Raw genomic sequence first — 20503 nt, forward strand, 5'->3', positions numbered from 1 at the left:
ACGCCATGGAACAGCTACTCGACCTGTTTGACTTCGGCCCGTTCTTCGACAACTTCGACGCGATCCTCCAGGGCTTCTGGGCGATGCTCCGGCTCGCCGCCGCGGCGGGGGTCCTGTCGCTCGTCATCGGGACCGTGCTCGCCGGCTTCCGCGTCGCGCCCATCCCGGTCCTGCGCTGGTTCGGGTCCGGCTACGTCAACATCGTGCGCAACACGCCGCTGACGCTGGTGCTGCTGATGTGCAGCCTGGGCCTCAACGACACCCTCGGCCTCGCCTTCTCCGGCGAGCCGAGCACCACCTACTACTGGTGGGCCGTCCTCGGACTGTCCGGCTACACCGGCGCGTTCGTGTGCGAGGCGCTGCGCTCGGGCATCAACACCGTCCCCCTCGGCCAGGCCGAGGCCGCCCGCTCGATCGGGCTGACGTTCACGCAGTCGCTGCGGCTGATCATCCTGCCGCAGGCGTTCCGCGCCGTCGTCGCGCCGCTCGGCAGCGTCCTTATCGCGATGATCAAGAACACGACGGTCGCCTCCGCCGCGAGCTACGGCGAGATCGCAGCGGTCTCCAAGGGCCTGCTCGACCTGCCGTCGTTCGCCAGCGGCGCCGTGCCGCTGTTCATCGGCGTGGCCATCGGCTTCATGATCCTGACCCTGCCGACCGGCTTCTTCTTCGGCTGGCTGGCCAAGCGAACGGCGGTGGCGCGATGAGCCGGGAGGCCAACGTCCTGTTCGACGCGCCCGGGCCCCGGGCCCGCGCGCGCAACCGCGTGCTGACGGTGGTGTCGGCGCTGGTGCTGCTCGGCCTCATCGTGGCGCTCGTGCTGCGGCTGAACGCCAAGGGGCAGTTCGCGGGCGACCTGTGGAGCCCGTTCCTGGAGGGCCAGGTCTGGACGAACCTGATCCTGCCGGGCCTGTGGAAGACGCTCCAGGCCGCCGCGCTGGCGTCCGTGCTGTCCATCGTGTTCGGCGTCGTGTTCGGTCTCGCGCGGCTCTCGGACCACTGGTGGATCAGGATTCCGGCGGGCGCCGTCGTGGAGTTCTTCCGCGCCATCCCGCTGCTGATCCTGATCTTCCTGGCGTTCTTCCTGCCGAACAAGGTCAGCCCGGTGATCGCCGAGTCGCCGCTGGGGCAGTTCCAGCGCATGACGGTCGACTACTTCTTCTCGATCTTCGGCGTGCAGATCAACGCCGGGACGATCGTCGTGCCCGCGTTCGCGGCCGTCGTGTTCGGCCTGGTCATGTACAACGGGTCGGTGCTCGCCGAGGTCGTCCGGGCGGGCGTCAACTCGATCCCGAGGGGGCAGTCCGAGGCGGCGTACTCGATCGGCCTGCGCAAGAACGGCGTGCTGCGGCTGATTCTGCTGCCGCAGGCGATCACGGTGATGATGCCGGCGATCGTGAGCCAGCTCGTCGTCCTGCTTAAGGACACCGCGCTCGGCTTCATCATCGCCTACCCCGAGCTGCTCGCGACCGGGTTCAAGCTGATCCCCGCCAACTTCGGCAACAACGTGCTCCAGGCGGGCATCGTCGTCGGGATCATCTACATCGCGCTGGCGATGGCGCTGAGCCGCGTCGCGACGGTGCTGGAGCGCCGCAGCCGGCGCAGCCGCAAGACGGCCGCGAAGACGATGGGCACCGGCGGTCCGCCGCCCGCGCCCGGGATGGCCGTGCAGGAGACGGCCGGTCCGCGCGTCTGACCGTCCTTCCGTCTCCCAGGGGGCGCCGCCGGGGAATCCGGCGGCGCCCCCTGCGGTTTGCGGTGGCATGGACGCTTTCGTGGACGTCGCGGTGATCGGTGCGGGGCAGGCCGGGCTGTCGGCCGGGTACTTCCTGCGGCGGTCCCCGCTGTCGTTCGCGATCTTCGACCACGCGCCGCGTCCCGGCGGCGCCTGGCAGTTCCGGTGGCCGACGCTGACGCTCGGCGCCACGCACAACGTGCACGACCTGCCCGGCCTGCCGCTGGACGACCGCGATCCGGCGCGGCCCGCGTCGGAGGTCGTCTCGGAGTACTTCGCCCGCTATGAGGCCGCGTTCGGGCTGGACGTGCGGCGGCCGGTGGACGTGACGTCCGTGACGGACGGCCCCGGCGGGCTGACGGTCGCGACGTCGGCGGGCGAGTACGGCGCGCGGGCGCTGATCAACGCGACCGGGACGTGGGACCGTCCGTTCTGGCCGTACTACCCGGGGCGCGAGACGTTCGCGGGACGGCACCTGCACACGGCCGACTACCGGGGGCCGGACGCGTTCGCCGGGAAGCGCGTCGTGGTCGTCGGCGGCGGGGCGTCGGCGGTGCAGGCGCTGCTGGAGATCGCTCCGGTCGCGGCGGCGACGGCGTGGGTGACCCGGCGTCCGCCGGTGTGGAACGAGGGGCCGTTCGACGCCGAGCGCGGCCGGGCGTCGGTGGCGCGCGTCGCCGAACGGGTGCGGCGCGGGCTGCCGCCGGGCAGCGTCGTCGGGGCGACCGGGCTCACGCTCACCGCCGACGTCCGCGCCGGGATCGCGGCGGGCGTGCTGCGGCGGCGGCCGATGTTCGCGCGGATCGTCCCGTCCGGCGTGGTCTGGGCGGACGGCACCGAGTTCGCCACCGACGTCGTCCTCTGGGCGACCGGCTTCCGCGCCGCGCTCGACCACCTGGCGCCGCTCGCGCTGCGCGGCCCCGGCGGCGGCATCGCGATGGACGGCACCCGCGTCGCGTCCGACCCGCGCGTCCACCTGCTGGGCTACGGGCCGTCCGCCAGCACGATCGGGGCCGGCCGGGCGGCCCGCACCGCCGTCCGTGACCTCGGCCGCCTGCTCGTTCCCGCCTGAGACGCGTGGGCGACGTCACACATCCTCCCGTCGCGGGAGGGATGGCCGGGATCGCCGGGGACCTCACCGGTGAGCGGGTTGTTTCTTTTGGAGGTCAACTGCCCCGTCATGGCCCCAACCGATCCTCCGATGCGGGACGATTCGCCTATGACCGCTCGCGCGACCCTCCCCTACGGTTCCTGGCCCTCCCCCATCTCCGCGGCCGACGTCGCCCGCGCCCGGCTTCGCCTGAGTTTCCCCACGGTGTCGGGTCCGGACGTGTGGTGGCAGGAGACCCGGCCCGAGGAGGGCGGCCGCACCACGGTCATGCACGCGGGCGCCGACGGGAAGCCCGCCGAGGTGCTCGCCGCGCCCTGGGACGCGCGCACCCGCGTCCACGAGTACGGCGGCCGGTCGTACCTGGTCGTCCCGGGTGACGACGGGCCGGGCCTCGTCTTCTCGCACTTCGAGGACCAGCGCCTGCACCGCCTCGACGCCGGCGGCGACGCCAAGCCGCGCCCGCTCACGCCCGAACCCGCGCTGCCGGGCGGCCTCCGGTACGCCGACCCGGTGCTGTCCCCCGACGGCACCGAGGTGTGGTGCGTCTGCGAGGGCCACACCCCCGACGGCATCCGGCGCGCGATCGTCGCCGTCCCGCTGGACGGGTCCGCCGCCGAGGACGCCGCCGCCATCCGCGAGCTGGTCACCGGCGCCGGGTTCTACGCCTCCCCCGCGCCCTCCCCCGGCGGCGGCCACCTGGCGTGGGTGCAGTGGAGCCACCCGCGCATGCCGTGGGACGGCACCGAACTGCGCGTCGCCGCGCTGGAGGACGGCAAGGCCGTCACGCCCCGGACCGTCAAGGGCGGCCTGAAGGAGTCGGCGCTGGCACCGCTGTGGGCCGACGACCGGACGCTGTACGTCGCGTCCGACTGGCCCGGCTGGTGGAACATCTACCAGGTCGGGCTCTACGGCGAGTCGCCGCAGGCGCTCTACCCCGCCGAGGAGGAGTTCGCCGCGCCGCTGTGGCAGCTCGGCGGGATGCCGTACGCGCTGCTCGGCGACGGGCGGCTCGCCGTCATGCACGGCGAGGGCGGCCAGCGGCTCGCGCTCTACGACCCCGACACGCTCGACCTCGACGACGTCGATCTGCCGTTCACCGACTGGGCCATGTCGCTGTCGGCCGACGGCACCACCGTCGTCGGCATCGCGGGTGGACCGGACGTCGCCACCTCGCTCGTCCGGCTGGACACCGCCACCGGCGACTACACGGTGCTGCGCAGCGAGGTCGAGGACCTGCCCGACCCCGGCTACCTGCCCGCGCCGCGCGCCGAACGCCTCGACGGGCCGTTCGGGCGTCCCGTGCACGCCACCGTGTACGCGCCCGCCAGCCCGTCCGCCGAGGGCCCCGCCGACGAGCGGCCGCCGTACGTGGTGTTCGTGCACGGCGGGCCGACCGCGCGGGCGGCGCAGAACCTCGACCTGGCGCGGGTGTTCTTCACCAGCCGGGGCATCGGCGTCGTGGACGTCGACTACGGCGGTTCGTCCGGGTACGGCCGCACCTACCGGGAACGCATCCGGCGGCAGTGGGGCGTCGTGGACGTCGAGGACGTCGTCGCCGCGGCGCAGGCCCTCGTCGCGGCGGGCGTCGCCGACCCCGGGCGCATCGGGGTGCGCGGCGGCAGCGCGGGCGGCTTCACCGCCCTCGCGGCCGTGACCAAGACGGGCGTGTTCAAGGCCGCGACGTCGTACTTCGGCATCAGCGACCTCCAGACGCTCGCCAAGACCACGCACGACTTCGAGTCGCAGTACGTGTTCGGCCTCGTCGGGCCCCTCCCCGGCTTCGAACGCGCCTACGAGGAGCGCTCGCCGCTGCACCGCGCGGGCGAGACGTCCTGCCCCGTCCTGCTGTTGCAGGGACTGGACGACCCGGCCGTCCCCCCGGACCAGTCCGAGCGCTTCGCCGCCGCACTGCGCGACAAGAAGGTGCCGCACGCCCACCTCACCTTCGAGGGCGAGGCCCACGGCTTCCGCCGCGCCGAGACCACCATCGCCTGCCTGGAGGCCGAGCTCTCCTTCTACGGCCAAACCCTCGGCTTCCAGCCCCGCGAAGTACCACCCCTCGACCTAGGCTGACCCAAACCAACCAGCCACCCCACACCGACACGACGCGGCTCACCACCCACGGCCCCCAGGGCCGACCCGCGCCAAAGCCACCCAGCCACGCCGCATACCGAAGCCCGGAGCGGCTGCCCCAAGGACGGCCCGACCACGCAGACCCGCCCAAGAGCCCGAACCACCGCTCAACGACCAGTCGCACCAGCCACGCACCGGGCGCTCGACTCGGCTCACCGCGCGCCCCCAAGGACGGCCCGAACACGTAAGCCACGCAACTCCCGGCCGAAGGCCGAACCGCCGTTCCCCGGCGCCCGGCCACGCCATCCACCTGCACTCGACGCGGCTCACGGCGCAGGGACGGCCCGTACACGCAACTCCCGGCCGAAAGCCAACCACCGTCCTGCGAGCAGACCCCGGCCACGCCACGCACCGGGCGCTCGATGCGGCTCACCGCGCACACCCAGGGACAACCCGTACACCCAACCTCTCGACCGAAAGCCAACCACCGTCCTACGAGCAGACCCCGGCCACGCCACGCACGGGCGCTCGATGCGGCTCACCGCGCACACCCAGGGACAACCCGTACACCCAACCTCCCGACCGAAAGCCAACCACCGTCCTACGAGCAGACCCCGGCCACGCCACGCACGGGCGCTCGATGCGACTGACGCAGTCGATGGCGATCGGTCCGGCGGTGTGGTGGGCCTCGGCTGGCCGCGCGCCGTCGCCGAGGGATGCCCTCGGACGCGAGTCGCTGACGTGCGAGGAGCCGGTCTCGGGCGCGTCCGTCAGGGGCTGGCAAATACTCGTCGCCGGGCGCGGCACGCGCGCGTCCGCCGGGTACGTGGAGTCCATGCACACCATCGCCCGAGGGCTGCTCGCCGGTGCCGCCGGCACCAGCGCGCTCAACATCGTCAGCTACCTCGACATGGCGCTGCGGGCCCGCGCGGCCAGCGGAACGCCGGAGCGGTCCGCGGGCAGGCTCGCGAAGGCCGCGGGGATCGACCTCGGCGGCGGTGACCGGGCCGCCAACCGCAAGGAGGCGCTGGGCGCCCTCCTCGGCTACGCCACGGGGCTCGGCGTCGCCGTCTGCGCGGCTCCGGTCGTCCGGCGGGACGCGCCGTTCGCCGTCCGCGCCGGGGTGCTGGGCGCCGGGGCGATGGCCGCGTCCGACGTGCCGCTCACCCTGTTGCGCCTGACCGACCCGCGTGACTGGTCCCGGGGCGACTGGCTGTCGGACGCCGCGCCGCATCTCGCGTACGGCGTCACGGCGGCGGCCGCGTTCGCGCTGCTGCGCTGAGACGCGGCCGCCGTCGATCAGACGCCGAGGGCCTCGGCGGCCAGCCGAGTGCCCGCCAGGCGGGCCTCGATCTTGGCGAACGCGAGGTCGCGCGACGTCGAGGTGTCGTCGGCGAACGGCGCGAAACCGCAGTCGTCGCAGGTGCCGAGCCGGTCCACGGGCAGGTACTCGGCCGCGCGGAGCACGCGGTCGCGGACCTGCTCGGGGGTCTCCACGACCGGGTCGATCGGGTCGGTCACGCCGATGAAGACGCGGGCGTCGTCCGGCAGGTGTGCGGCGATGATCTGGAGGACGCGGTCGGGGTCGGGCTCGCTGGCGAGCTGCACGTAGAACGCGCCCGCGTGCTGGCGGAACAGGGCGGGCAGCAGACCGGCGTAGTCGACGTCGAGGCTGTGCGTGGAGTCCTGGTCGCCGCCGGGGCAGGTGTGCACGCCGATGCGCACGCGTTCCTCGGCGGTGAAGTGGTCGAGCACCTCGTTGTTGAGGGCGACGAACTGGTCGAGGAGGCCGCCGCTCGGGTCGAGCTTCAGCGACAGGCGTCCCTCGGTGAAGTCGAGCTGCACGGTGTGCGCGCCCGCGTCGAGACACGCGCGGATGTCGGCGACCGCTCCGGCGACGAGGTCGGCGCGGAACTCCTCCGGCGAATATCCGGCGATCCCTGCCGCCGGGTACAGCAGGCTGAGGGCGGACGGGGCGATGACCGCCTGCTTGACGGGCGTGTTCGCGACCCGCTGCGCCTCGTTCAGGTAGTCGACGGCGTTCTGCGCGTACCGGAAGGGGCCGCCGGTGAGCACGGGGAGCTGCCGCTGGTGCCCGTCCGCGAACGGGATGACCGCCCCGTCCGGGGCCAGCGTGTCCAGCCCGGCGATCGGATAGGTGACGAAACTCGGCTTGCTCTGCTCACCATCGGTGACGACGGGCGATCCGAGCGCCTCAAGCCGCCCGATCGTCTCACTGATCGCCTTCTCCCGCGCGGCGGCGATCCGCCCCGCGTCGCCTTCGGCCAGGGCTTCGAGCAACTCCGCAGGCCGCGGAATGCTCCCGATCGGTTCAGTGGGAATGGTCATGATCCGACCCTAGATAACAGCCCGACACCCCACAATCGCCTTGCGTAGCCTCTCCCCCACCCGACCGCCTCCGGCCACTTCCCCCAACCCCGCACCCAACCCAACACGACCTGCTACACGCCGTACGCTCAAAGGACGGCACCTCCCAGGAGACACCCCGCCCGATGACACCCACCACAGGACGAGTCCCCAGCCGAACCCCAAACCCCCCAAACCAAACACCCCCAACCAGCCCGGAGCACGGGCGCGGGCGGGCTGCGCGCAGACAGGCGACACACGGGCGGGCATGGGCGGGCGGGCGACGGGCGCGGGCGGGTTGCGCGCAGACAGGCGAGACGCGGGCGGGCATGGGCGGGCGCGGACGGACGCGGGTGGGGTTGCGCGCAGGCAGGCGACGCGTGGGCGGGCGGATTTAGGGGTTGTGGGGGTCGTGGTGTTCGGATTCGAGGGCTTCGCGGACGGCTCGGTAGGCGACGCCGGAGGAGTAGCCCTTGCGGGCGAGCATGCCGACGAGGCGGCGGGTGCGTTTGGCGGGGTCGAGGCCGCGGGTGGAGCGGAGCTTGGCCTCGACGAGTTCGCGGGCACGGCGTTCTTCGTCGTCGGCGCCGACGGCCTCGACGGCGTCGCTGACGGTCTCGCTCTCGACGCCCCGCTGCCGCAGCTCCGCCGCGAGCGCGCGCTTGCCGAGCCCGCGCCGTCCCTGGTGCCGCGACGCAACCCACGCCTGCGCGAACGCCTCGTCGTCGACGAGCCCGACGTCCGCGAGCCGCCCGAGCACCCGCTCCGCGACCGCGTCGGGAATCTCCTTGCGCCGCAACGCCTCCGCGAGCTGCGCCCGCGTGCGCGCCTTCCCCGTCAACTGCCGCAGGCAGATGTCCCGCGCCCGCTCCTCAAGCCTGCCCTCCCCGACCTCCGCCTGTTCCTCCCCGCCCGTCCCCTTCCCACGACGACCACCCCGCCCCCGCTCACCCGAAGCCCCCGCAGACGTACCACGAGAGGTCCGACGAGACCGAGACTCCGGCGCCCCCGCCTGCCGCGAACGCCCAGCACTCGCCGCATCAGACGCCCCCCGCTCGGACACCGCCGCTTCCTCCCCGGCGACCGGCACCGACGATGCTGTCTCCACCCCGGCGACCGATCTCACTCCTGCGGGTCCAGGCATCGTCACCTCCGACCCGGCGGCCTCCACCGGCGGCACCCCCTCCATTGCTGCGCCCCCTGCGGGCGGTGTCGCCCTCCTCCCGGCACGCGCACCACGCGGCCTCGCTTCCTCCGCCTCGGCGGCCTCCACCGGTGGTGTTCCCACCGCGCCAGCGGGCGTTACCGGCAGCGCCCTTGCCGTCCCGGCGCCCGCCGCGGGCGATGGCGCCGCCGTCGCAGCACGCGGACCGGGCGGTGTTGCCTCCTCCGCCTCGGCGGCCTCCACCGGTGGCGCTGCCTCCGTGCCAGCGGAGGGTGCGGGCGGTGTCGCCTCGTCAAAGGGCGCTACCGGCGGTGTTACCTCCATCCCGGCGCCGGTTGCGGGCGGTGTCGCTCTGCTCCCGGCACGCGGGCGGCGCGGCCTCGTCTCCTCTGCGTCAGCGGGCTCTGCCGGGGGCGTTGCCTCCGGGCTGGTGGGCGGTGTCGCCTTCGTCTCGGCGGGCTCTGCCGGGGGTGTTCCCGCCGTCTTGGCGGGCGCTTGTCGCGGCGTTCTCGATTTGTCGGTGGGTGAGGTTGTGTTCTGGGTGGGGGTCGCCGGTGATCGTTTGCGTTTGGGGGTCGTGTGGCGTGGGTCTGGGGTGTCGGCCGTCCAGGGGGACGGTTGTTCCGGGGACGGTCGGTCGCCCTCGGACGTCAGATCCGCGAATGGGCCGGGCTGCGGCGGTGCGCTCGTGGGCTCGTCGGCGCCCCATGCGGCGGCGTCGACCGGACGTGCCTGCTCACGTGGCGCCGCCAGGTGCGCGAAGGGGCCGTCCGTGGCCGAGGTTTCCGTCGCACTCGGCGTCGTGTCCGACGCTTTCGACGCCGCTCCCTGCCCTTCGCCGGACTTCTTGCCGCGAGACGGCGATGTGGCCGAAGCGGCGTCGTCCTCGGGTTCCGCCCAGAGAGCAGGGTCGACGGGCCGTGGACGCGCCCCGGGAGACGTCAGGTGGCCGAAAGGGTTTCCCCGCGCGGACGTCTCATCCTCTGACGGCGGTGTACCAGTCACCAGCAGCCCCTTTCCCTCACCCAGCAAACGACGGCACCCGGCACCGCGCGCCCGGCGCGGATCATGGGCGTCTTGCCGCCCACCGCGCCACCCGCGCCGTTCCCCACACGGCACCCCTGTGGCGCGCTTACCTCGCGCTACCCCTCACATCCCCCTTTGGACGCAGCTCTGCATTGCCGACACCTTCGCGTGGCTCATGTCAGCGCAAGACCGACCTCCGCTATCGACACGGCACTAGGCGCTCGTCAGCGGACATCGACACCACACGGCACGCTCGACCTTGGACGCCTGGCACCGCGCGCCTCACCTGTCCCGTTCCCGCCCGCCTCGCACGTTCCGCTCCTGCGTGGCATGCACGTTTTCGTGTGGCTTGTCGCGTGGCTCGGTGTCGGGAGGGTGGGCGGCCGGTGTGGCCGGCCGCCCACGGTGGGTGTGCCGTCGTGGGTGACGGGCACCGGGGTCAGGCGTCGGCCGGGGCCGACTTCGCGGCGCGCTTGCGGCCCGTGGGGGCCGGAGGGGCGGGCGGGGCGTCGATGGGCTTGGCGGCGTCGGTGGTCTCGGCGGACTCCTTGTCGAGCTTGGGGCCGATGCCGAGCTTTTCGAGGATCTTCTTCTCGATGCCGTCGGCCATGTCGGGGTTCGCCTTGAGGAAGTTGCGGGCGTTCTCCTTGCCCTGGCCGAGCTGGTCGCCGTCGTAGGTGTACCAGGCGCCCGACTTGCGGACGAAGCCGTGCTCGACGCCGAGGTCGATCAGGCCGCCCTCGCGGGAGATGCCCAGCCCGTACAGCAGGTCGAAGTCGGCCACGCGGAAGGGCGGGGCCATCTTGTTCTTCACGACCTTCACCCGGACGCGGTTGCCGACCGCCTCGGTGCCGTCCTTGAGGGTCTCGATGCGGCGCACGTCGAGCCGGACCGAGGCGTAGAACTTCAGCGCGCGGCCGCCGGTGGTGGTCTCGGGCGAGCCGAACATGACGCCGACCTTCTCGCGGAGCTGGTTGATGAACAGCACCGTGGTCTTGGTCTGGTTGATGGCGCCGGTGAGCTTGCGCAGCGCCTGCGACATGAGGCGGGCCTGGAGACCGACGTGGCTGTCGCCCATCTCGCCCTCGATCTCGGCGCGGGGCACCAGCGCGGCGACGGAGTCGATGACGACGATGTCGATCGCGCCGGAGCGGATCAACATGTCGGTGATCTCCAGCGCCTGCTCGCCGGTGTCGGGCTGGGAGACCAGCAGGGCGTCGATGTCGACGCCGAGCTTGGTCGCGTACTCGGGGTCGAGCGCGTGCTCAGCGTCGACGAACGCGGCGATGCCGCCCTTGCGCTGCACGCTGGCGACCGCGTGCAGGGCGATGGACGTTTTGCCGGAGCCCTCGGGCCCGTAGACCTCGACGACCCGGCCGCGGGGCAGGCCGCCGATGCCGAGCGCGATGTCGAGGGAGATCGCGCCGGTCGGGATGATCTCGACGGGGGCGCGCGCCTCCTCGCCCATCCGCATGACCGAGCCCTTGCCGAACTGCCGCTCGATCTGCGCGAGGGCGGTTTCGAGAGCCTTCTCCCGGTCGTTCGCTGCCATGAGATGTGCTCCTTCGTGTGGGAAGACCGCCCCCGCGTTCTGCGGAGGACACCCGGCGTCCGTTTCGTTCGCCCGGCGGCGGTTGACGGGAACGACGTTACGAGGAGCCTCGGACATTCTCGAACGGGCGGCCGAGCCTGTGGATAACGTCGCGCGCCGGGGACAGCCTACCGAACATGCGTTCGATCATGGTGCAGGACGCGAATCCGGCTGTGGACACGGCCGTGTGCGGAGACCGCCGCCCCGGTACGCTGACGCCACGGAGGCTTCCATCATGACGCTGACGGTCCTCTTCTGCGCCGATCCGTTGCATCCCCGGCGCGTTGACCCCCATTTCGCCCGCGAGGCCACGGCCGTGCGGGATCACTACGGCGAGACCGCCCTGATCGATCATGACGAGCTGTGCCGGGGCGACGCCGCCAAGGCCGTCCGCGCCGTCCCCGCCGACCTGGGCCCGGCCTGGTACCGGGGCTGGATGCTGACGAGCGCGCAGTACACCGCCCTCGCCGCCGCGCTGCGCCGCCGGGGGACCGTCCTGCTCACCCATCCCGACGACTACCGCCGCGCGCACGAGCTGCCCGGCTGGCACGACACGTTCGCGGGACTGACCCCGGCGAGCGTGTGGCGCCCCGTCCCGCCGGGCGGCGATCCGGGCGATCTGCCGGAGATGGTCCGCCCGCTGCGCGACGGCCCGGCGATCGTGAAGGACTACGTGAAGTCCCGCAAGCACGAGTGGGACGCCGCCTGCTACGTCCCCGACCTGCGCGACGCCCGCGCGCTCACCGCCGTCGTCACCGAACTGATCGCCCGCCAGGAGGAGTTCCTGGCGGGCGGTGTCGTCGTGCGGGAGTTCGAGGAGTTCGACGGCGGCGGCGAGGCGCGCGTGTGGTGGGTGGACGGCGAGCCCGCCCTGGTGGGGCCGCATCCGGACACCCCCGGCATCGAACCCGATCCGGACGTGGGACCGGTCGCCCCGGCGGTCCGCGCGCTCGGCTGCCGGTTCATCACGACCGACCTGGCCAGACTCCGGGACGGCACGTGGCGGGTGGTCGAGGTGGGCGACGGCCAGGTGAGCGATCTGCCCGCGACGATCGACCCCATGGACCTGTACGCCCAACTGCCCGTTCCGGACTGATCCGAGATCACCGAGAACCAGAACCGGGTCCCCTTCCGTCCAACTGATCGACGACCCTACGCTGGACGCCGCGGCGCCGTACCCCCGGACGGCCACCGCGCCCGTGAAGAGAAGGACGTGTTCCCCTTGCCACCTCAGAGCCCTCCGGCCCGCAGGCTCCGTTCCCGGACGGTCAAGATCGGGATGGTGAGCGCGCTGTCCCTGACGCTCGTCGCGTGCGGCAGCAAGTCGACGACGGCGTGGTGCGTGGACCGCGACAACCGGGGCTTCACCAACACCAAGGGCGGCTACCGGGTCGTCCCGGACAGCTACTGCAACCGCGGCGACGTCGACCGGGGCACGTCCGGTTACGGCCGCTACTTCTGGTACTACGGCGGCAAGCGCGACAACGGCAACTCCACCTACGTCTACGGCGGCAGTTCCTTCCGCCCGAGCAAGGGCAAGATCAAGTCGAGCACCGGCAAGACGCTGAGCCGGGGCGGGTTCGGCGGCAGCGGCCGGAGCGGGAGCTGATGCGGCGGGAGCGGTCGGCTCCCCGCGAGGGCTGGGCCGAGAAGGTCGAGGAGCACGGGCTGGCGTTCCACCGGACGGCGCATCCCGAACATCTCCCCCGCCCGTACTGGGACGAGTCGGTCCACTACGTCTTCGACCTGGACGAGGTCCTGGCGCTGGAGGCCGTCGTCGAGGAGCTGCACGGCATGTGCCTCCAGGCGGTCGAGCACGTCGTCGCCACCGGCCGCTACCACGTGCTCGGCATCCCCGACTGGGTGGCGCCGCTGATCGAGACGTCGTGGCGCCGCCGCGAGCCGCATCTGTACGGGCGGTTCGACCTGGCCTACGGCGGCGACGGCCCGGCGAAGCTGCTGGAGTACAACGCCGACACCCCGACGGCGCTGGTGGAGAGCTCGATCGTCCAGTGGTACTGGCTCCAGGACACCCGCCCGGACGACGACCAGTGGAACTCGGTGCACGAGAAGCTGGTGGCCCGCTGGAAGGAGATCGCGGCCGAGATCGGTCCCGATCCGCTGCACTTCGCCTGGACGAGCGGGGACGAGACCGGCGAAGAGGTCATGACGATCGCCTACATGCAGGAGACCGCCGAGGAGGCGGGCCTGCCGGGCACGGCGATCGCCATGGAGGACATCGGCTGGGACCCGGCGCGCGGCCGCTTCGTCGACCTGGACGAGGCGGAGATCCGCACGCTGTGCAAGCTGTACCCGTGGGAGTGGATCGTCGCCGAGGAGTTCGGCCGCAACGTCCCCGCCGCGCCGACCCGCTGGATCGAGCCGATCTGGAAGATGGTGCTGTCGAACAAGGCGCTGCTGGTGCTGCTCTGGGAGCTGTTCCCCGGGCATCCGAACCTGCTGCCGACGTACCTGAACACCCCCGGCTCGCTCACGTCCTACGTGCAGAAGCCGCTGCTGGGCCGGGAGGGCGCGAGCATGCGCATCGTGACGCCGGACGGCTCCGAGCAGCGCACCCAGGGCGACTACGGCCGCGAGGGCTTCGTGTTCCAGGAGTTCAGCGCGCTGCCGGAGTTCGACGGCCAGCACCCGGTGCTGGGGGCCTGGGTGGTGGCGGACGAGTCCGCGGGGCTCGGCATCCGCGAGACGGCCGGCCTGATCACCGACGACACGTCGTCGTTCGTCCCGCATCGCGTCGTGCAGTAGGGCACGGCGTCCCCCGATAGGAGATCCATGAACAACGACGACAGCCTGCCGCGCATCCTGCTGGAGGGGTCGGGCGCCCTGCTCGCGTACGCGGGCGTCGGCCTGGTGCTGTTCGTGCTCGGCTTCTACCTGATGGACCTGGTGACGCCGGGCCGGCTGATCACGATGATCCGCAAGCACCGCAACCCGAACGCGACGCTGCTGTCGTGCGCGTCGCTGGTGGGCGTGGGGCTGATCGTCGCGGTGTCGATCTTCGCGTCGGGCGGTGATCTGGTCGAGGGGCTGCTGCGGACGCTGGTGTTCGGCGCGGTCGGCATCGTCGCGCAGATCACCGCGACGATGGTCTTCGACCGGCTGGTGGGGATCAGCATCCGGGAGCTGGTGGACGACGAGCGCGACCCGCTGAACCCGGCGGCGGTGCTGCTGGCGGTGGCGAACCTGATGATCGGGTTCGTGACGGCGGTCGCGGTCTACTAGCGCAGGCGGGCCGGGACGTCGAAGGTGGCGACGACGGCCCGCCACACCGTCTTGGCGGACTCGCCTTCGGCGAGCGCGCGTTCGACGGTGCGTCCGCCGAGGGCGGCGATGACGTGGTCCTTGGCGACGCTCTCGGCGTAGCCCTCGCCGAACTGCTCGTTCATCCGTTCCCAGAACTGTGTGAGGCGCACGGCGCCCACGCTATCCGAGGTCGGCGATGTCCTCGGCGCGGGCGGGTTCGCGGCCGGCGGCGTACGCGCGGTGCAGTCCGGTCAGGTAGCGCTCGACGGCCTCCACGACGCGGGCGGTGCGGTAGGACGGGAAGACGTCGAAGGCGTGCTGGCCGCCGCGCATCTCGGCGTACAGGACGGGCGCGTCGGACGCCTCGCGCAGCGCGGTGACGAAGCGGCGGGCCTCGGCGACGGGGATGAGCGAGTCGTGGGTGCCGTGCACGACGAGGAACGGCGGCGCGTCCGGGCGCAGGTGCTTGGCGGGCGAGGCGTCGGCGAACGGCTCGGGGTTCTCCCGGAAGGACGTCTTGAAGACCATCCGCTGCACGAACTTCACAGCGCCGAACGGGACGGGCCACGGCCCGGCGTCGACGAAGTTGTAGACGCCGTAGAAGGGGACGGCACCGCGCACGCTGGTGTCGACGTCTTCGAATCCGGGCTGGTGGCGGGGTTCGTTCGCGGTGAGGGCGACGAGCGCGGCCAGGTGCCCGCCCGCCGATCCGCCGGTGACGCAGAGGAAGTCGGGGTCGGCGCCGTAGTCAGGGGCGTGTTCGCGGTACCAGGCGATGAAGTGCTTGAGGTCGTGCAGCGGGTCGGGCCAGGTGGCGCGGGGGCTGAGCCGGTAGTTGACGTTGAAGCCGACCCAGCCCTGGGTCGCGAGGTGGTTGAGCAGCGGGAGGCCCTGCTCGCGCTTGTCGCCGACGATCCAGGCGCCGCCGTGGATCTGGAGCAGGCCGGGGCGCAGCGTGCCGTCGGCGGCGGGGCGGTAGACGTCCAGGCGCAGCCGGAGGCGGCCGTCCTCGCGGTAGACGACGCCGCGGTCGACGCGGACGCCCCGGCGCGGGAGCAGGCACAGCGGCGGGAGGACCAGGTGGGAACGGGGATAGCGCGGCGCGCCGGAGGGGTCGAGGTCGAGCGGGACGCCGCTCTCGCGCAGGGTCACGAGGGTGCGGCGGGACACCAGGATCGTCGCGAGCGTGCCCGCCGCACCGGCCGCGCCGAGCGCGAGACCGATCCAGCCGGGCCAGGTCGCCAGGCCGCCGCCGAGCGCGAGGGCGGCCAGCGCGGCGATCTCCAGGACGAGCAGGTGCGGGGCCAGCTCGATCGTCCACCATCCGGCAAAGAAACTCGGCACGGCCGAGACGGGGCCGAAGCGGGGCCATCGCGCGTTGACGGCGAGCAGCAGGGCGATGGCGCCGACCGCGAGGAGCACGTGGGGCATCCCTCCACGATGCCGTGGCAAGCGTTTGCTTACAAGGCCCGTGCGCGTTCTGTCACACCCCCGGGGCAGGATGGAGGACATGAGCGCTGACGTGCTGGAACGCTTCTCCCCCGCCACCCGGGCGTGGTTCACCGGGGCCTTCGCCGCGCCCACGGCGGCGCAGGAGGGCGCCTGGACGTCCGTCGCGCAGGGCGACAACACGCTCGTCGTCGCGCCCACCGGGTCCGGCAAGACGCTGGCCGCGTTCCTGTGGTCGATCGACCGGCTCGCCGCCGAGCCCGTCCCGGACGACCCGAAGCGGCGCTGCCGCGTCCTGTACGTCTCGCCGCTGAAGGCGCTCGCGGTGGACGTCCAGCGCAACCTGCGGGCGCCGCTCACCGGCATCCGGCAGGCGTCCCGGCGGCTCGACCTTCCCGAACCCGACATCACGGTCGGCATCCGGTCGGGCGACACCCCGGCCGACGAGCGCCGCCGCATCGCCACCCGGCCGCCCGACATCCTCATCACCACGCCCGAGTCGCTGTTCCTGCTGCTCACCGCGCAGGCGCGCGACGCGCTGCGCGGCGTGGAGACCGTCATCGTCGACGAGGTCCACGCCGTCGCGGGCACCAAGCGCGGCGCGCACCTGGCGCTGTCGCTCGAACGGCTCGACGCCCTGCTGGAGCGGCCCGCGCAGCGCATCGGCCTGTCCGCGACGGTCCGTCCGGTGGAGGAGGTCGCGGCCTTCCTCGGCGGGCCGCGCCCGGCACGGGCCGTGCAGCCGCCGTCGGAGAAGGTGTTCGATCTCGACGTCGTCGTCCCCGTGGAGGACATGGGCGAGGTCGGCACGTTCACCGACGAGTCGGGCACCGCCGATCCGCGTCAGCGCAGCATCTGGCCCCACGTGGAGGACCGCGTCCTCGACCTCATCGAGGCGCACCGCTCCACGCTGGTGTTCGCGAACTCGCGGCGGCTGGCCGAGCGGCTGTGCGGGCGGCTGAACGAGCTGGCGTTCGAGCGCGCGTCCGTCGCGCGGGAGGAGGGCGGCGGGCTGGAGCGCATCGGCCCCGACGACGTCGAACGCGCCCTCGGCGGCGGTTCGCCCGCCCAGGTGATGGCGCAGGCGGGGGCCGCGCTGGGCGCTCCGGCGGAGATCGCGCGGGCGCACCACGGTTCGGTGTCCAAGGAGGAGCGGGCCAGCATCGAGGACGCCCTGAAACAGGGGCGGCTGCCCGCCGTCGTCGCGACGTCCAGCCTGGAGCTCGGCATCGACATGGGCGCCGTCGATCTCGTCGTGCAGGTGGAGTCGCCGCCGTCGGTGGCGAGCGGGCTGCAACGCGTCGGCCGGGCCGGGCACCAGGTCGGCGCGGTGTCCAAGGGCGTGATCTTCCCGAAGTACCGGGGCGATCTGGTGCAGACGGCGGTGGTGGCCGAGCGGATGCGCGGCGGCGCCATCGAGGAGCTGCGGTATCCGCGCAACCCGCTCGACGTCCTCGCGCAGCAGATCGTCGCGATGGTCGCGCTCGACGAGTGGACGGTGGACGAGCTGGAGACCGTCGTCAAGCGGGCCGCGCCCTACGCGACGCTGCCGCGCTCGGCGCTGGAGGCCACGCTCGACATGCTCGCGGGCCGCTACCCCAGCGACGAGTTCGGTGAGCTGCGGCCCCGGCTCGTGTGGGACCGCGTCACCGGCGTCCTGCGCGACCGGCCGGGCGCGCAGCGGCTCGCGGTCACCAGCGGCGGCACCATCCCCGACCGGGGGCTGTTCGGCGTGTTCCTCGTCGGGGAGAAGTCGTCGCGGGTCGGTGAGCTGGACGAGGAGATGGTGTACGAGTCCCGCGTCGGTGACGTGTTCGTGCTCGGCGCCAGCTCGTGGCGCATCGAGGACATCACGCCCGACCGCGTCCTGGTCTCCCCCGCGCCGGGCCAGCCCGGCAAGCTGCCGTTCTGGCACGGCGACTCGCCCGGCCGCCCGGCCGAACTGGGGCGGGCGCTCGGCGCGTTCACCCGCGAACTGGCCGGGCTGCCCGCCGAGCGGGCCCGCGCGCGGGTGACGGCGGCCGGGCTGGACGACTGGGCCGCCGGGAACCTCGTCTCGTACCTCACCGAGCAGCGCGAGGCCACCGGGCACCTGCCCGACGACCGCACGCTGGTGGTCGAGCGGTTCCGCGACGAGCTGGGCGACTGGCGGCTCGTCGTCCACTCGCCGCTCGGCGCCCGCGTGCACGCGCCGTGGGCGCTGGCCATCGCCGGGCGGCTGCGCGAACGGTACGGCGTCGACGCGCAGGCCATGCACGCCGACGACGGCATCGTGCTGCGCGTCCCCGACATGGACGAACCGCCCTCGCTCGACGTCGCCCTGTTCGACGCCGACGAGATCGAGCGCGTCGTCGTGGACGAGCTGGGCGGCTCGGCGCTGTTCGCGGCGCGGTTCCGCGAGTGCGCGGCGCGGTCGCTGCTGCTGCCGCGCCGCCGCCCCGACCGGCGGATGCCGCTGTGGCAGCAACGCCAGCGGGCCGCGCAGCTCCTGGCCGTGGCGAGCCGGTATCCGTCGTTCCCGATCGTGCTGGAGACGATGCGCGAGTGCCTTCAGGACGTGTTCGACGTCCCGGGGCTCGTCCAGGTCATGCGGGATCTGGCCGGGCGGTCGATGCGGATGGTCGAGGTGGAGACGCCGCAGCCGTCGCCGTACGCGCGGTCGCTGCTGTTCCACTACGTCGGCGCGTTCATGTACGAGGGCGACTCGCCGCTGGCCGAGCGGCGCGCGCAGGCGCTCGCGCTCGACTCGGCGCTGCTTGCCGAGCTGCTGGGCCAGGCCGACCTGCGCGAACTCCTCGATCCGGAGGTCGTCGCCGACACCGAGAGCGAGCTGCAATGGCTCGCCGACGACCGCCGTGCCCGCGACGCCGAGGGCGCCGCCGACCTGCTGCGCGTCGTCGGCCCGCTCACCACGGCCGAGGCCGCGCTGCGCTCGACCGCCGATCCGGGGCCGTGGCTGGCCGAGCTGGAGGCGGCGCGGCGGGTGATCCGGGTGCGCGTCGCGGGCGAGGAACGCTGGGCCGCCATCGAGGACGCGGGGCGGCTGCGCGACGCGCTCGGCGCGCCGCTGCCGGTCGGCGTGCCCGAGGCGTTCCTGGAGCCCGTGGACGACCCCCTCGGCGACCTGGTCTCCCGCTTCGCCCGCACGCACGGACCGTTCCCCGCCACGCTGGCCGCGACGCGGTTCGGGCTTGGCGTCGCCGTCGTCACCGAGGCGCTGCGGCGGCTGGCGGGCGCGGGGCGGGTCGTGGCGGGCGAGTTCCTGCCGATCTCGGCCGTCGAGGGTCCGCTGTCGGGCGAATGGTGCGACGCGGGCGTCCTGCGGACGCTGCGGCGCCGGTCGCTGGCGCGCCTGCGCGCGGAGGTGGAGCCGTCGCCGCCGGAGGCGCTGGGGCGTTTCCTGCCGATGTGGCACGGCGTGGCCGGTGGGTCGCGGTTGCGGGGCATCGACGCGCTCGTCCAGGCGATCGAGCAGTTGCAGGGCGCGGCGGTTCCGGCGTCGGCGCTGGAGTCGCTGATCCTGCCGTCCCGCGTGGCCGGGTACTCCCCCGCCATGCTCGACGAGCTGACCTCGGCGGGCGAGGTGCTGTGGGCGGGCCAGGGCGGCCTGCCCGGCGGCGACGGCTGGATCTCCCTGTACCTCGCCGACACGGCCCCGCTGCTCCTGCCCGAACCCGCCGAGATCACCCTGACACCCGTCCACCAGACGGCCCTGGACGCCCTGAACGACGGCAACGCCCTCTTCTTCCGCACCCTCTCCGATCGCGTGAACTCCGCGCCCCGCCCGACCGACGCCGAGACGACGGGGTCGGCGGGCGATGGGCGAGTGGCCGATGGGGAGCTGGTGTCCGCGTTGTGGGATCTGGTGTGGGCGGGGCTGGTCACGAACGACACGCTCGCGCCGTTGCGGGCGGCGCTGGGGTCGGGGCGGCCGACGCACCGGGCGCGGGCCGGACGACGGGGACGGCCGGTGCTGCCTTCGCGGACCGGGCCGCCCACGGCGGCGGGGCGGTGGTGGCTCGTGCCCGCGCGGGAGACGGCGCCGACGCCGCGCTCGCACGCGCTCGCCGAGGCGCTGCTGGAGCGGTACGGCATCGTCATCCGGGGCGCGGTGGCCGCCGAGCGCACACCCGGCGGGTTCGCCGGGGTGTATCCCGTGCTGCGCGCCTTCGAGGACACGGGCCGCTGCCGCCGGGGCTACTTCGTCGAGGGCCTGGGCGCGGCCCAGTTCGCCCTGCCGGGCGCCGTGGACCGCCTGCGCGCCCTGCGCCCCGCCGCGCCCGACCCGGGCGCGATCTGGGAGACGGCCCCGTCCCGCGAAACGGGCCGCCGCGCGATCGTCCTAGCCGCGACCGACCCCGCCAACCCCTACGGCGCCGCCCTCCCCTGGCCGCCCCGCGACGACGAGACCGCCAGCGGCCACAAGCCGGGCCGCAAGGCAGGCGCCCTGGTCGTCCTCATGGACGGCCACCTGACCCTCTACGTGGAACGAGGCGGCAAGACCCTCCTCACCTGGACCGACGACCCCACCACCCTCCAACCCGCAGTAGACGCCCTGGCCCTCTCCGTCCGAGAAGGCGCCCTGGGCAAACTCACCGTAGAAAGAGCCGACGGCACCGACATCAACGCTTCCCCCTTGGCCGCAGCCCTGGAATCCGCCGGTTTCCACCCCACCCCACGCGGCCTCCGCCTGCGTAACTGACCTACTAAGCACGCACAGGG

15 protein-coding genes are annotated in these 20503 nt (G+C 73.2%); 10 read left to right on the plus strand and 5 right to left on the minus strand.

Features of this window, described 5'->3' with window-relative positions; translation table 11 throughout:
- The first annotated feature begins 5 nt into the window (after positions 1 to 5).
- From C229_RS0110825 to C229_RS0110845, 5 genes are all read left to right on the plus strand, one after another.
- Entirely contained in the window at positions 6 to 707 is a 702-nt protein-coding gene (locus C229_RS0110825) for an amino acid ABC transporter permease (protein WP_018655092.1), read from the plus strand.
- Positions 704 to 1696: an amino acid ABC transporter permease gene (locus C229_RS0110830; RefSeq protein ID WP_018655093.1), complete on the plus strand. Its 993-nt coding sequence runs from the start codon at positions 704 to 706 to the stop codon at positions 1694 to 1696. Before C229_RS0110825 ends, C229_RS0110830 begins: the two co-directional genes overlap by 4 nt.
- A gap of 67 nt (positions 1697 to 1763) precedes the next feature.
- Positions 1764 to 2807, plus strand: coding sequence for an NAD(P)-binding domain-containing protein (locus tag C229_RS0110835; RefSeq protein WP_018655094.1), 1044 nt, complete (start codon positions 1764 to 1766; stop codon positions 2805 to 2807).
- 147 nt (positions 2808 to 2954) lie between these two features.
- Positions 2955 to 4919, plus strand: coding sequence for a S9 family peptidase (locus C229_RS0110840; protein ID WP_018655095.1), 1965 nt, complete (start codon positions 2955 to 2957; stop codon positions 4917 to 4919).
- 640 nt (positions 4920 to 5559) lie between these two features.
- Positions 5560 to 6201 carry a hypothetical protein gene (locus C229_RS0110845; RefSeq protein ID WP_240487206.1) on the plus strand — a complete coding sequence of 214 codons (642 nt, stop codon included), beginning with the start codon at positions 5560 to 5562 and terminating at the stop codon, positions 6199 to 6201.
- A 17-nt stretch (positions 6202 to 6218) separates the two neighbouring features.
- Here the strand turns inward: C229_RS0110845 and C229_RS0110850 are convergent, their stop codons facing one another.
- From C229_RS0110850 to recA, 3 genes are all read right to left on the minus strand, one after another.
- Positions 6219 to 7268, minus strand: coding sequence for a cobalamin-independent methionine synthase II family protein (locus C229_RS0110850; protein ID WP_026313663.1), 1050 nt, complete (start codon positions 7266 to 7268; stop codon positions 6219 to 6221).
- Between the two features lie 412 nt (positions 7269 to 7680).
- The gene (locus C229_RS35315) at positions 7681 to 8127 is read right to left on the minus strand and encodes a regulatory protein RecX (RefSeq protein WP_018655098.1); all 447 of its coding nucleotides are present in this window, start codon (positions 8125 to 8127) and stop codon (positions 7681 to 7683) included.
- 1789 nt (positions 8128 to 9916) lie between these two features.
- Positions 9917 to 11029: a recombinase RecA gene (recA, locus tag C229_RS0110860; protein ID WP_018655099.1), complete on the minus strand. Its 1113-nt coding sequence runs from the start codon at positions 11027 to 11029 to the stop codon at positions 9917 to 9919.
- Between the two features lie 274 nt (positions 11030 to 11303).
- Between recA and C229_RS0110865 the strand changes: the two genes are divergently transcribed.
- The 4 genes from C229_RS0110865 (at position 11304) to C229_RS0110880 (ending at position 14311) form a co-directional block, all read left to right on the plus strand.
- Positions 11304 to 12164 carry an ATP-grasp domain-containing protein gene (locus C229_RS0110865; RefSeq protein WP_018655100.1) on the plus strand — a complete coding sequence of 287 codons (861 nt, stop codon included), beginning with the start codon at positions 11304 to 11306 and terminating at the stop codon, positions 12162 to 12164.
- Positions 12165 to 12347: 183 nt separating this feature from the next.
- The gene (locus C229_RS0110870; RefSeq protein ID WP_018655101.1) at positions 12348 to 12677 is read left to right on the plus strand and encodes a hypothetical protein; all 330 of its coding nucleotides are present in this window, start codon (positions 12348 to 12350) and stop codon (positions 12675 to 12677) included.
- On the plus strand, positions 12677 to 13834 hold the full coding sequence (locus tag C229_RS0110875) for a glutathionylspermidine synthase family protein (RefSeq protein WP_018655102.1): 1158 nt from the start codon (positions 12677 to 12679) through the stop codon (positions 13832 to 13834). Before C229_RS0110870 ends, C229_RS0110875 begins: the two co-directional genes overlap by 1 nt.
- A gap of 27 nt (positions 13835 to 13861) precedes the next feature.
- Entirely contained in the window at positions 13862 to 14311 is a 450-nt protein-coding gene (locus C229_RS0110880) for a DUF350 domain-containing protein (RefSeq protein WP_018655103.1), read from the plus strand.
- Here C229_RS0110880 and C229_RS0110885 read toward each other — a convergent pair.
- Both C229_RS0110885 and C229_RS0110890 read right to left on the minus strand, forming a co-directional pair.
- Positions 14308 to 14502, minus strand: coding sequence for a DUF3046 domain-containing protein (locus C229_RS0110885; protein WP_026313665.1), 195 nt, complete (start codon positions 14500 to 14502; stop codon positions 14308 to 14310). The two genes, C229_RS0110880 and C229_RS0110885, sit on opposite strands and share 4 nt — an antisense overlap.
- Before the next feature lie 10 nt (positions 14503 to 14512).
- On the minus strand, positions 14513 to 15763 hold the full coding sequence (locus C229_RS0110890) for an alpha/beta hydrolase (RefSeq protein ID WP_033424226.1): 1251 nt from the start codon (positions 15761 to 15763) through the stop codon (positions 14513 to 14515).
- Between the two features lie 79 nt (positions 15764 to 15842).
- On the opposite strand from C229_RS0110890, the gene C229_RS0110895 reads away from it, so the two are divergent.
- Positions 15843 to 20483: an ATP-dependent helicase gene (locus C229_RS0110895; RefSeq protein WP_018655106.1), complete on the plus strand. Its 4641-nt coding sequence runs from the start codon at positions 15843 to 15845 to the stop codon at positions 20481 to 20483.
- Positions 20484 to 20503 lie beyond the last annotated feature (20 nt).

Source organism: Actinomadura flavalba DSM 45200 (genome assembly GCF_000374305.1).
Lineage (GTDB): Bacteria > Actinomycetota > Actinomycetes > Streptosporangiales > Streptosporangiaceae > Spirillospora > Spirillospora flavalba.

Excerpts from the sequence above, each read along its gene's own strand:
- C229_RS0110825 (WP_018655092.1), top strand. The coding sequence starts at position 6 with ATGGAACAGCTACTCGACCTGTTTGACTTCGGCCCGTTCTTCGACAAC.
- C229_RS0110830 (WP_018655093.1), top strand. The coding sequence starts at position 704 with ATGAGCCGGGAGGCCAACGTCCTGTTCGACGCGCCCGGGCCCCGGGCC.
- C229_RS0110835 (WP_018655094.1), top strand. The coding sequence starts at position 1,764 with ATGGACGCTTTCGTGGACGTCGCGGTGATCGGTGCGGGGCAGGCCGGG.
- C229_RS0110840 (WP_018655095.1), top strand. The coding sequence starts at position 2,955 with ATGACCGCTCGCGCGACCCTCCCCTACGGTTCCTGGCCCTCCCCCATC.
- C229_RS0110845 (WP_240487206.1), top strand. The coding sequence starts at position 5,560 with ATGCGACTGACGCAGTCGATGGCGATCGGTCCGGCGGTGTGGTGGGCC.
- C229_RS0110850 (WP_026313663.1), bottom strand. The coding sequence starts at position 7,268 with ATGACCATTCCCACTGAACCGATCGGGAGCATTCCGCGGCCTGCGGAG.
- recA (WP_018655099.1), bottom strand. The coding sequence starts at position 11,029 with ATGGCAGCGAACGACCGGGAGAAGGCTCTCGAAACCGCCCTCGCGCAG.
- C229_RS0110865 (WP_018655100.1), top strand. The coding sequence starts at position 11,304 with ATGACGCTGACGGTCCTCTTCTGCGCCGATCCGTTGCATCCCCGGCGC.
- C229_RS0110870 (WP_018655101.1), top strand. The coding sequence starts at position 12,348 with ATGGTGAGCGCGCTGTCCCTGACGCTCGTCGCGTGCGGCAGCAAGTCG.
- C229_RS0110875 (WP_018655102.1), top strand. The coding sequence starts at position 12,677 with ATGCGGCGGGAGCGGTCGGCTCCCCGCGAGGGCTGGGCCGAGAAGGTC.
- C229_RS0110880 (WP_018655103.1), top strand. The coding sequence starts at position 13,862 with ATGAACAACGACGACAGCCTGCCGCGCATCCTGCTGGAGGGGTCGGGC.
- C229_RS0110890 (WP_033424226.1), bottom strand. The coding sequence starts at position 15,763 with ATGCCCCACGTGCTCCTCGCGGTCGGCGCCATCGCCCTGCTGCTCGCC.
- C229_RS0110895 (WP_018655106.1), top strand. The coding sequence starts at position 15,843 with ATGAGCGCTGACGTGCTGGAACGCTTCTCCCCCGCCACCCGGGCGTGG.